The organism is Streptomyces sp. NPDC002476 (genome assembly GCF_042889785.1).
In the GTDB taxonomy this organism is placed as follows: Bacteria; Actinomycetota; Actinomycetes; order Streptomycetales; family Streptomycetaceae; genus Streptomyces.
On sequence record NZ_JBIARH010000079.1, the window covers coordinates 1 to 11,238 of the forward strand.

Genomic DNA, 11,238 nt, shown 5'->3' on the forward strand with positions numbered 1-11,238 from the left:
CAGCACCGCCGAGGTGAACGGTGCATCGGCGGGGGACGCCGTCGCCGGATGATCGCCCTCGATGCGCCACGGCACGTCGACGCCGAGCTCCGGCGGGGATCCGGACGCCTCCGCCACCGGGGCGCCGGCCGAGGAGCACGAGGTGATCGAGGCCGAACTCCTCGATGACCTCGGCTCCGGTACGGACGACGACAGCGATGAGGACGTCGACGTGTGAGGGGGTGGACGTGTCCGGCGGCATGGAGCCGTGACCGAGAAGGGCGCTTCAGCGGCCCGCGAGGCGCGTCCGTCGCGCCGGAGCCGGCCGTGCCCAGGCAAGTGAACCGCCAGACCGCGCGCGAGAGGGCTAAAGCGATGAAAGCGTCTGTGGAACTGCGCGACAAGCGCGAGGCGCGCCTGCGCCAGCAACTCAAGGACACTCCGATGCGGCCGCCGCCGCTGTTCCAGGTCACCGGCTGGAACCACTTCGTCGACGAGGATGTGAAACCGCCCGCGCGGATCGGCAGCAGCCCCGGTCCGGGCAGGCGCCAGGACGAGCAGGCCATCGCCTACCACCGCCATCTGCGTATGGTGCCCACCGACGCTGTGTCCCACATGCAGGAGGTCGTCGTCCAGGCGGTCCACCTGGGCAGCGGGCGCCGGGACGGTCTGATGGACCATGTCATCGACGGGCCCTCCGGCACCGGCAAGACCTGCCTGCTGCGGGCGGCGGGGCGCGCCGCCCAGCAGGAGATCGAAGCCGGCACGGGCGGCAGGCGCCAGAACACGATCCCGGTGGTGCACATCACCGCCCCTGCGGACCCGGAGTCGAAGGTGAACTGGGTCTGGGAGATCGCCTCCTACCTGGGCCTCCAGCCCGAGCCGAAGAGCCTCGCCGAAGTCCTGGAGATGCGCCGCCACCCGGACCTGACTCTGCCGGTCAACTACGTCCTGGAGACGGCGCAGACCCGTCTGATGCTCATCGACGACGTCAACCGTGCCACGGCGCAGCAGCTGGCAGGCGTGCTGCCCTACTTCGACTACCTGCGCGACAAACTCGGCATCTCCCTCGTCTTCTGCGGCACCGGCGCGAGCCACCTCCTGCACCAGGCCCGCGTCCTGGCCGGGGACCTGGCCCGGGTCAGCGAGGAGAACCGGGTGCGGCTCGAATGGGCGGGGCAGCCGGTCGTGCCCGCCCCGCCCTCCCCCAGCGCGCTGCTGCCGGTGACCTGGCTGCATCCTCTGCCCCTGAACGCCGAGGACCAGAAGACCTTCAGGGAAGTACTGATGGGCTTCGAGGCAGACCTGAGCCTGTACCGGCTGGAGGAACACGCGCTGAGCAAGCACGCCGTCGAACTGCACCGGCGCACCGGCGGCTACTTCAAAGCCCTCACCTACGTCATCTCCACCGCCGCCGTCACCGCGATCCGCACCGGCAGCGAGAACATCACCATGAAAGAAATCAACGCCGCCACGGCCCGTCTCGGCCCCTGAAACGAACCCCAGGTCCGAGGTGGGCAGCCAAACCCCGCGGATACCGACAGCAGGCCAGGCCGGTGCCGTGGGCTGCGGCCTGTGGCGTGGCTGGCCGGTATGGGCAGTGAGCGGCCGGTGCCGGGGCTGCGCCAGGGCGCTTTTCCCGGTTGCCAAGGCCGTGGAGCCGCTATGTGGGTCTTGGTGCCAGGCGCACGATGACCAGCCGTGCACGGTGGACCGGCTGTCAGTTCGGCGAGGGGCCCAGCAGGTCCCAGGGCGACGGTGAGCCTGAGGGCTGGGGCGGGCGCTTGCTGCCGAGGTTGCCGCTGGGGTGCTGGTTGATCCAGGACAGGCCGCCTAGATCGAGTTGGTGGCGGGCGCGGGTGACGGCGACGTAGGCGAGGCGGGCCTCCGCGTCGTCGATGTCGCCGGGCAGCGGGTCGCCGTGCTCGTTGGTCTCTTCCTGGTCGACGGGTTCGGTGAAGTCCTCGCCGATGCGGACGGAGGCCCATTCGCGGCCCTTGGCCTTGTGGGCGGTGGAGACGACGATTTCGGCGCCCTGCTCGTCGGCGAGCCTGTCCACGGCGCTGAGGATGACATCGACGCCGTGTTCGTCGACGAGATCGACCAGCGGCAGGAGGTCCCGTCCGGAGGGGTCGTATTCGGCGTACTCCTGGAGTTCGCCCCAGGACTCGAAGAGGATCAGTTCGGGGTGGGTGCTGCGTTTGCCGGCCTTCAGGTCGCGGGCTGCTCTCGCAAGGGCCCGCAGGGACTCTCCGCCGCCGACCAGGGCAACGCGGCGGCCTTCGTCGAGCAGGCGCATGACTTCGAGCATCGCGCCGACATTGGAGCGGCACAGGATCGCGTCCGGCTGCTCGACGCGTTCCAGCCGGGTGTTGATCGCGGTGGTGCCGACCAGGCGGATGGGGGCGTGAACAATGCCCAGCCACCGGTTGGCCTCCGCGGCGAGCTTGGGGCCGAAGCGGAACGACTGGGACAGTGCGAGCTCGGTGCCCTCGAAGTCGCTCATCACGTCTCGCGCTCCGCGCCAGCCGTAGATCGCCTGGGCGGAGTCGCCGACCATCACCAGCTGGGCGTGGTCCCGCTGGTCGTTGAAGACCTTCTCGACCACGGGGTTGGTGTCCTGGGCCTCGTCCAGGAGCAGGAAGTCTGCGGTAATGCGCGGCTGGGTGAGGGCCCAGTGTTTGAGGTAGTGATCGTGGTCGAAGCGGACGACTCCTTCCTCAGGGTTCTGCAGGTCCTTCCACGCCTGGTTCGCGTACGGCAGGACGAGGTCGACGAGCTGGGCGTGGAGGTGCTCGGACTCGATGCCGCGCAGGCGCGGGACGTGGTGGCGCTGGATGGCCAGATCCGCGGACTGGCAGAAGCGGGTGACGGTCCGCAGCACGGTGTAGGAGAGGGCCTTGTTGGTGACGTTGCGCTCGCCGATCCGCACACGCATGTTGATGTTGATGCCCAGGGCCGCTCCGGTCTTCCACCCCGGGACGCGGGGCGCATCCATCCGGTTCCTGAAGCGGTACCCGACTGCGGCGTATGCAAGCGCGTGCATCGTCTTGCACAGCACGTTGCTGGGGAATTTGCGGGAGGCCTCGGTGGCGATGGCCTTGTTGAAGGCGATGTACCGGCCCCGCCTGCCGGTACCGGCGGCGATCATCGACAGGGTTGTCGTCTTGCCGGTTCCGGCGCCGGCCTGCAGGACCAGGTGATCCCCGCGCCGGAAGGCGTCGATGGCGCCGCTCTGTTCGGCAGTAGGTGCGGGCATGGTGCTCCTCAAGGTGTGGGTGCGGCTTCACGGCGCAATCGCAAAGTGACACACCAAGACATCTGCTGTCCGGCGATCTCCGGATCCGTGCCCGCAGTTCGGGGAAAATTCGGACGGCGGACCGGTTCGGGGTGGCGACTGTGTACCAGCGGCCGCGCAGACCGTGCCGGAAGGACGCGGCCCGGGCGGCTTCTTACGCGGCCGACAGCCGATGCACCGAAGAGGCGGCTGGGGATCGTCAGGGCGCTGTGGGCGGGGGCGGCTCGGTCTCGGTCTGGTACTCGATGTGGTGCACGTCCAGCAGTGCGGTGACGTCGCTGTGCTTGGAGTAGGGGTAGGTCAGCGCCAGCAGGCGTCGGGCGCGGGTGATGGCAACGTAGTAGACGCGCAGCAGCTCGCTGGACTCGGTGTCTGTCGATGGACTGGTCCAGGCGTCGATCAGTTTGGTGATGTCCTGCGGTTTGGGGAGATGGATGAGGACGGCCTCGGCTTCGCTGCCCTTGGCCTGGTGGATGCTGGAACTGCGCATCGTCGGGGTGGATATGGCCTCGTCCGTCTGTTCCGGAAGTCCGATCAGTGAGCGGATGGGCTTGTCGAGGTCGGCGGTGGGCAGGGACAGCAGTTTAGGCGGGGCCGACGCGATGGCCCGGGTGGGAGGCGTCTGGTTCTGCAGGATGAGGCGGGCCTGTTTGCGCCACTCACGTGCTGGCGCTTCGTCCACGGTTGGCAGTGCGTGCAGGAAGGCTGCCGCGCGGCGGCGCAGGAGCGCAGGGCTGAGGTCGTGCTGAGCGAGGAGTTCGGTGAGGGTGCCGGGTTCGTCGGGATACCAGTACTCACGCAGGAAGGTGGTGGCCGCTGTCAGGGCGTGAGCGCGGGAGGCGGGCGAGGTGTCGGTGGCGGAGAAGACGGCGGCCGTCCAGGCCAGCGCGATGGCGTTCTGGTCCTTGGGCAGTTGCGGAGCGGGCCGGGTACGGGCCTTGGGGACCGCGATGTTGCGGTGGGCCAGGGCCAGGCAGTCGACGGCGTCGATGTCTGCGTGGGAGGCCCAGGCGGTGAACACTTCGCCGGCGTCGGTGCTGCTGGTGAGCGCAGAGGTCTGCTTGCGGTGTTTGCCGTAGGGCAGCAGGAGCAACGGCCGGGCGGCGTCGTGGTGGTCGCCGACGGCGATGTCCGGGGTACGGCGCGCGGCAGGGCGCAGGGTGGCGGCCAGCTGGCAGATGGCAGGGCTGCTGCGCCAGTTGCCGGTGAGTTCGAGGTGGTCGCCGATGGCTTGGGTGAACTCGTGGAGTTCTTCGGGGCGGGCGTCGTTCCACTCGTAGATGCCCTGGTCGGTGTCGGCGACGATCACCAGCGGGATGCCGGCTCGGTGCAGGCGGGTCAGGATGGCCAGGTCGAGTGCGGAGCAGTCCTGCGCCTCATCGACGATGATCTCGAAGAAGCGGTGCGCGAGCAGATCGGTGCAGGCGGGGTCGCCGGCGTGCTCCAGCGCTGCGATGCGTACCTCGAGCCCGGTCATGTAGCCGTTCGTCTGCCACAGCCGCTCGCGGGCCGTCCTGGCCCGGGCCAGGTAGTCGTCCTCGGTCAGCTGGGAGTTGTGCAGGTACTGGCCGGCGGTGGGCCAGGCGACGCTGGTGTGCCGGGTGGTGGGGTCGTAGCGGAAGTCGAAGGCGGGCAGGGGGACTTTGCGGGGGCCGACGATGGCGCCGGGAACGTGGTCCCAGGACAGGACATGCTGCCAGGGCGGGGCGGCGGGCAGAAAGGGCCGGACCAGGTAGCGCCACAGGAAGCTGTCGAACGTGCCGATGTAGTGCGGGAAGACCGTCAGGTCGGTACGGCCGGCCCGGCCCGTGCAGCGTTCGCGCAGTTCGTCGGCGGCGACGTTGGTGAAGGAAAGCAGGGCGCGCCCGGTGCGCCGCCGTCCGGGCGGGGTGTGGCAGTGGCGGTCTACCAGGACCCGGGTCTTACCGGCGCCGGGGCAGGCGCGGACGAAGAGGGGGGCTGAGGCATAGACCGCCTGCTGTTGCTGATCGCGGGCCTGCTCGCGCTGTTCCTCGATGTCGCTCATGCGGTCGCCTCGTCCACTCTCGAGATCCAGCGGATGGCGCCGGCCAGATGCTCGGGCACTGTGAACCCGCCCGGTTCCCGGGTGAGGCGGTCCGCCAGGCGGTAGGCGAAATCGCCCTTGGGCAGCCCGATTTCAGAGGTGAACAGGACTCCGAACGCGGCCGCCCGTTCCTCGGAGGTGGTGGCTTCCTCGATCGGTTTCCAGCGGTGCTGGGAGCGCGGGCGCAGGTCGAAGAACGTCTCGGCGAGGAGCGTCTGGTTGGTCTCCGGGCGCATCAGTTCGGGTTCCAGGGTGGGTTTACTCTCAGCGATGTGGAATGCCTCGTCGGGCACGTCCCACGCACGAAGGTTGTCGCGGAGGTAGGAGGCGCGGTTGAAGCCGACTTCCGGCTCCTCGTCGCTGCCAGTGCTGGCGGCTGCGACCTCGGAGACGGTGCCGGTCGCTTCTGCTGCGGGCAGCGAGGTGGTCTCGGCGTCCAGCTGGTCCTGGTCGTCCTGTTCCGGCAGGGTCTTTTTCTTCCGGGGGTCCTGGTCGGTGATCAGCACGACCCGGTCTGCGATCCGTATGCCGCCGACCCCTGCGAGCAGGGCCCGTATGTACGGCTTGAAGTCCACCCCGTCGACCGCAACGATGCAGGTACCGCGGAAGACGGCCTTGGCCCTGCGCTGCTCTTCCTGCGGCAGCGCGGACAGGACCAGATCGGCGAAGGCGGGCATCAGCAGTGCCTCGGCCAGGCCCTCGACGAGGATCACCCGGGTGCCGAAGAGCATGGCGCTCTTGGTGATGTCGAGGTAGCGGTCAAGTTTGGCGGCCTCGTGCTTGGCGAAGGGGATCTTCGCTACCGCAACAGCAGCCGTGGTGAACGCGAAGTCCGCCGGCTTCTCTTTCGCCTCGGTGTCGGCATCAGTACTGACGGGGGCATCGTCCGCCTCGGCAGCGGCGTCTGCTCCCGTGGTGTGCGGGGCGAGAGTACGGCAGCGCTTGAGGACGACCAGGTCCTCGACGGTGGTGGCCGCGGCCAGCACCGGCGAATGGGTGGTGATGACGACCTGGATGCGTCCCAGGGGCGCTCCCTCAGCGGGCGGCGGTACCTGCTGGGAGCGCAGGGCCTGAGCCCTCAGATGGTCCAGCAGCAGAATCTGCAACTGAGGATGGAGATGCGCCTCGGGCTCCTCCACCAGAAACAGAGTCAGATCCGCGTCCCGGGCGGCCTCCAGCTCGGCCAGCACCGTGGCGATGTACAGCAGGTTGGCATAGCCCAGGCCTGAGCGTGTGATGTCTTCGACGGCCAGGCCCTCATCACTCATCCGGGTACGCAGCGCCCGGGCGATGGACACCAGCGTCGGGTCCGCGAACGACAGTCCCATGTGCTGGGGATGCGCCCCGGCGGTCAGCAACCCGAGCGGGTCGTTGATCCTCTTACGGGCCGCCTCGATCTTCTCGTGCTCTTCAAGGCGCCTGAAGTGATCGGCCTGTTCCCGCTCGAAGTCCTTGATGGCTTCCTCCGCACCCAGCTCTGCGGCGAGGATCAACCGCAGCCGGTTTCCGGCACTGGAAGCCAGCTCCTGCTGAGCGTTGCGCATCGGCGGCAGGTAGACGTGCCGGATCGCGCGGCGTGCCTCCGGCTCCGGATCGTCCAGTAGCCGGCCCGCCGACCACACCGGACGCTGCGGCCGGGAATCGGCAGGCGGCCGGGTGAACTTCACGGTGTAGCGGGCACGGTGGCCCTCTGGAAGTCCGGGCTCCTCGGCCTCCGGTACCAGGGCCTGCAGATGGGTACCGGCCTCGGCGGGCGTCAACCCTCCGTAAACGGTGGTAAGTTCCGCGCCGCTCTCCGCCCACGGATGGACGTCTTCAGCCTCCCACCACCTGCTGCGTCGGCCATCCAGCGGGTCGGTCAGCAGACGAAGCGCGTCGATGAAGTTCGACTTACCCGCATTGTTCTCCCCCACCACGACCGTAACGCCCTGCCGTAGCGGAACATCCATGCCCAGCAACGACTTGAAACCCTTGGCTCTGACGCGCCCCAGATACAACTTCCACCCCTTATTTCCCCGGGACGGAAGACTACCGGCCCACACGCGCCACAGATCGGGCTCCCACTCGAAGACACGCCCCCTGCCACGGCAACACCACCGCCCCGGAACCACAGCTGGGCTGCTCTCCCCGGAGGCGGCCCGCTCCCTCCCGAGTATGAAATCCCGCGACGATCACCGTTATCCGAATCGATCACCACACTCGCAGCTCAGTGCCCGCCCCGACTTCCCCGTTCACGAAAGCCCTGCTCAGAACAGCACCCCACTCCAGTCCAAAATCCTGTGACGATCACCAGATCCACAAGCCAGGGCACCACTCACTCAGTGATCAACAACGGATTTGTCACAGTCCGGCCAGCGCTCGGTGCGCTCGATGATCCAGGCAGTTGCCAGGTTCATGGCGAGTTCGCCGAGATAGACCGTGTGGTCCAGGCGGCCGGGGCGGCGGACCCGCAGCTGACCGCGGGCCCGGTCGAGACCCTCCAGCCGCCCGATGCCGGTAATCGGGCTGTACAGGCTGTGCGCCGACGGCAGCACACTCCGCCAGGTCTGATGCCCGGGGCGGGCCCGCCGCCCGCCGCTGTCCACGACGCGGTGAACACGAAGTCCCCTCCGCGCGGAGGGGACTTCAGGCGCCCGTTGGCCATCAGCTCCGCCCGGCAGGCAGACGGTCACGGGAGCAGGTGCCCGGCCCTCTGGGAGCTACGGGGTCGGATGTGTCAGGAGGCTTCGGGCCGGCCGAGGCGCAGGCGGGTGAGCAGGCTGAGTTTGTCCGGTCCGTTGGCGCGTACGTTCTCCAGCAGGCGCCGGTTGAGACGGGTGCCGGTCTGGTGCTTGAGCTGGAGGAACTTCTCCAGTTTGGGTTCGCCGTTCAGTACGTCGCCCTTGTCGCCGTAGGTGAGGGCGTGGGCGGCGCCGTCGTCCAGGAGGCGGCCGATCAGGGTGGCGAGGGCGCCGGGGCCGGAGCCGGTGTAGCCCCAGGAGAGGCCAGGGGCGTCCATCACCGGGGCCGGGTAGAGGGTGCCGTCCTGGACGCGAACCCAGATGGGATTGTCCAGGATGACCTCCTTGATCTCGCTGCCGGCGGGGAGGCGGCGGGGAGCGTAGGAGTGGAAGGTCACTTCATCGGTGGACCGGAACGTGTAGTAGCCCTTCTTCGTGATGACCGGCGCGCCTGTGACGGGGTCGGTGAAGGTGCCTGTGGCCTCGCTGCCGTCGCCTTCCCATACCTGGTGGATTGCCGTCGGTTCGCTCTTCTGGACACGCTGGACCCATTCGCGTCCGGCCGGGGTGGCATTCGCTGTGTTCACCGAGAAGGAGCCGCCGAACGGCATGTATGCCCCGCTCCACATGCCGATCTGTTCCAGGCATTCCACGGCCAGCTCGCCGGTGCGCTGCCACAGCTGGGCCACACCCGCCCGGATTGCCTCGTCGTCCTCGGCTTCGCTCGCGCCGGGGTCGGTGCGGTCGGGGAATGCCGGAATCACCATGGATTCGCGCTGCGCCGCCCGGCGCTTCGCGAACGCCGTGGACCCGGAGTCGTCATCCCCGTTCATCTGGCCGATCTCCCAGTCGACGTGCGCTGCCGCGCGGCGGCGCATCTCGTGGCCGAGGGAGAAACAGGCGACCCGGATGGGTGTGCCCTGAGCCTCGCGCAGGGCCATGTCGTACAGCGGCTCCCACGACGGCCAGGTCACCACTTCCACCGCTTCCGGCTTCTTGCCCGGGGACCAGGTGGTGAGGTGTTCCCGGCGTCGCAGGTCCGCCGGCCACCACGGCACCGGTGCGCCGATGTGGGCGGACACCTCCGACCACCGCGGCATGTACTCCACGTCCGGCCGGGCGCGGTCAACAGCGACCAGGTTGGGCAGCCCGTAGATGCTCCAGTCGCCGTGGACCATGACGACCGTGTCCGCCCTGGCCAGATGCTTCAGCGCCAGGCGGGGGCTGAAGGCGTGGTGGCGCGGATAGACCACGGCCAGACGTCCGTAGCCGGTGCGCCAGTGGCCGGCGAAGTGCTCATCGCGCAGCGCGGGCTCGTCCTTGCCGTACAGGCCGCCGATGTACTTCGACTCGACCTGGCCGGCAGGCCGCAGAAGGTGCGGGGTGAGGTGCGCAAGGTCGGGGTGCTCGGCAGCGAGCCAGCGGACGAAGCCGGAGCCTGACCACTTCGTCTCGCCCTGGGTGTGCTTCGGATCCATCGGCTTGGGCATACCAGGATCGGTCGCCACCCGCCGCCAGTCCGCCCGGCTGATGCCGAACGTCTCCTGCAACTCCGCAGCCGTCATGCTTTCCAAGCTGAGCCAACCTCCAAATTCGCGAACGCTGTTGTGCTCATCGTGGTCGCTGCCCCACTTCCCGTCGGTGGTTTAGCGCCTTTCGTCTGAAAACCACTGGCCCGGGCACCGGCACCCGTGCGGGCGGTCGCAGTCTCCAGCCGGCCCAGGCGAAGGCACCCCGGGCGGGAGCTCCGGCTCGAGGCACGGATCGGAAACCAGCGGAGCAGGGTCGCGACGCTCTCGACGGAACGTGTGGAGCAGTTATCCGCGATCGGGATGCGCTGGGCATAGCCACCCGGCAAAACTGTTGTATATCTCGCTACGGAGGCGAAGTTGATCATTTTCGATACGAATGCAGTGAATCTGCTGCCGCACGACGGCCCGCGGGCGGACATCATCCGGAAGCTGCGGCAGTCCGGTCATCATCGGGTCGCGGTGCCCCGGATGGTGCTGGAGGAGATGGCCGCGCACCGGGCGAAGCACTACCCCGCGAAGTACCAGGCCATTGTGAACACGCTGGACAAGCTGCGCGATGCGCTCCCCTGGGGGCTTAATACTCCAGTCTGGTTTCGCGATCTTGGGTCGGACCCGCTTGAGAACGGGAACGGCCACCGCGTGATCATCAAGGGTTGTGTGGACTCATGACGATCGTGCGGTGGCCGCAGGTCACAGCATAGACGGCACCCGCTGGCGGGCGATGTTCGAGCAGGCCATGGCCCGGATCGCGGGCCGGTTCGGACGAGTTGAACCGAGGGCGAGTGCCCGTGCCTATCTGCTCGGGCTGTTGTCGAAGGCGGAGCGGAAGAACTGCTGGCAGCTGGCCGAACAGGCCGGGCATGCGCGGCCGGGGCCGATGCAGCGGCTGCTGCGCTACGCACGCTGGGACGCCGACGCCGTCCGCGACGATGTCCGTGCCTACACCGTCGAACACCTCGGCACCGACGGCGCGGTGCTGATCGTGGACGAGACCGGCTTCGTGAAGAAGGGCCATGCCTCGGCAGGCGTACAGCGCCAGTACACCGGCACCGCCGGACGCATCGAGAACTCCCAGGTCGGCGTCTTCCTCGCCTACGCCACCAGCCGGGGACGGGCACTGATCGACCGCCGCCTCTACCTGCCCGAGCAGTCCTGGTGCACCGATCCCGAACGCCGCCGGGCGGCCGGGATCCCCGACGAGGTGCGGTTCGCGACCAAGCCCCGCCTGGCCCGGGAGATGATCACCGCCGCACTGGACGCCGGAGTGGAGGCGCCGTGGGTGACCGGCGACGAAGCCTACGGGCAGGACCCGCAGCTACGTGCCGCCCTGGAGGCACGCGGGACCGGCTACGTGATGGCCGTCGCCTGCTCGACGCGGGTGCGGATCAACCAGGGCCGCACCCCCGTCCGCGCGGACACCCTCGCCGAACGCCTGCCCGCCACCGCCCGGCAGCAGCAGAGCGCCGGCCGTGGTGCGAAGGGCCCGCGCTACTACGACTGGGCCTGGATCCACATCGGCACCGACGACCACCGACACCTGCTCATCCGCCGCAACCGCACCACCGGGGAACTCGCCTTCTACCTGTGCTGGTCACCCGCCCCGGTCGCTCTTGGGGAACTGGTCCGCGTCGCCGGTGTCCGCTG

The 11,238-nt window shown here is 68.7% G+C and carries 9 protein-coding genes; 4 read left to right on the top strand and 5 right to left on the bottom strand.

What is annotated here, in order from left to right; all coding sequences use genetic code 11:
• Positions 1 to 61: 61 nt before the first annotated feature.
• Together ACFYXM_RS36255 and ACFYXM_RS36260 are read left to right on the top strand one after the other, a co-directional pair.
• Entirely contained in the window at positions 62 to 217 is a 156-nt protein-coding gene (locus ACFYXM_RS36255) for a hypothetical protein (RefSeq protein ID WP_389296019.1), read from the top strand.
• A 137-nt stretch (positions 218 to 354) separates the two neighbouring features.
• Positions 355 to 1,473: an AAA family ATPase gene (locus ACFYXM_RS36260; RefSeq protein WP_389296020.1), complete on the top strand. Its 1,119-nt coding sequence runs from the start codon at positions 355 to 357 to the stop codon at positions 1,471 to 1,473.
• A gap of 226 nt (positions 1,474 to 1,699) precedes the next feature.
• On the opposite strand, the gene ACFYXM_RS36265 is transcribed toward ACFYXM_RS36260, so the two are convergent.
• The 5 genes from ACFYXM_RS36265 to ACFYXM_RS36285 all read right to left on the bottom strand — a co-directional run bounded on the left by ACFYXM_RS36265 (position 1,700) and on the right by ACFYXM_RS36285 (position 9,627).
• Positions 1,700 to 3,238, bottom strand: coding sequence for a UvrD-helicase domain-containing protein (locus ACFYXM_RS36265; protein WP_389296022.1), 1,539 nt, complete (start codon positions 3,236 to 3,238; stop codon positions 1,700 to 1,702).
• Between the two features lie 238 nt (positions 3,239 to 3,476).
• A complete protein-coding gene (locus ACFYXM_RS36270) occupies positions 3,477 to 5,303 on the bottom strand; it encodes a UvrD-helicase domain-containing protein (protein WP_389296023.1) in 1,827 nt (608 codons plus the stop codon).
• The gene (locus ACFYXM_RS36275) at positions 5,300 to 7,255 is read right to left on the bottom strand and encodes an ATP-dependent endonuclease (RefSeq protein ID WP_389296025.1); all 1,956 of its coding nucleotides are present in this window, start codon (positions 7,253 to 7,255) and stop codon (positions 5,300 to 5,302) included. The genes ACFYXM_RS36270 and ACFYXM_RS36275 overlap by 4 nt, the downstream gene beginning before the upstream one ends.
• A gap of 405 nt (positions 7,256 to 7,660) precedes the next feature.
• The gene (locus ACFYXM_RS36280; protein ID WP_389296027.1) at positions 7,661 to 7,927 is read right to left on the bottom strand and encodes a hypothetical protein; all 267 of its coding nucleotides are present in this window, start codon (positions 7,925 to 7,927) and stop codon (positions 7,661 to 7,663) included.
• Positions 7,928 to 8,058: 131 nt separating this feature from the next.
• On the bottom strand, positions 8,059 to 9,627 hold the full coding sequence (locus ACFYXM_RS36285) for a hypothetical protein (RefSeq protein ID WP_389296028.1): 1,569 nt from the start codon (positions 9,625 to 9,627) through the stop codon (positions 8,059 to 8,061).
• Positions 9,628 to 9,951: 324 nt separating this feature from the next.
• Between ACFYXM_RS36285 and ACFYXM_RS36290 the strand changes: the two genes are divergently transcribed.
• On the top strand, positions 9,952 to 10,263 hold the full coding sequence (locus tag ACFYXM_RS36290; RefSeq protein ID WP_389296029.1) for a hypothetical protein: 312 nt from the start codon (positions 9,952 to 9,954) through the stop codon (positions 10,261 to 10,263).
• Positions 10,264 to 10,330: 67 nt separating this feature from the next.
• A partial coding sequence (locus tag ACFYXM_RS36295) for an IS701 family transposase (RefSeq protein ID WP_389296031.1) occupies positions 10,331 to 11,238 on the top strand: 908 nt, incomplete at its 3' end.

What these genes read in the sequence shown, in the direction of transcription:
- ACFYXM_RS36255 (WP_389296019.1), top strand. Translation starts at nt 62, where the DNA reads ATGCGCCACGGCACGTCGACGCCGAGCTCCGGCGGGGATCCGGACGCC.
- ACFYXM_RS36260 (WP_389296020.1), top strand. Translation starts at nt 355, where the DNA reads ATGAAAGCGTCTGTGGAACTGCGCGACAAGCGCGAGGCGCGCCTGCGC.
- ACFYXM_RS36265 (WP_389296022.1), bottom strand. Translation starts at nt 3,238, where the DNA reads ATGCCCGCACCTACTGCCGAACAGAGCGGCGCCATCGACGCCTTCCGG.
- ACFYXM_RS36270 (WP_389296023.1), bottom strand. Translation starts at nt 5,303, where the DNA reads ATGAGCGACATCGAGGAACAGCGCGAGCAGGCCCGCGATCAGCAACAG.
- ACFYXM_RS36285 (WP_389296028.1), bottom strand. Translation starts at nt 9,627, where the DNA reads ATGACGGCTGCGGAGTTGCAGGAGACGTTCGGCATCAGCCGGGCGGAC.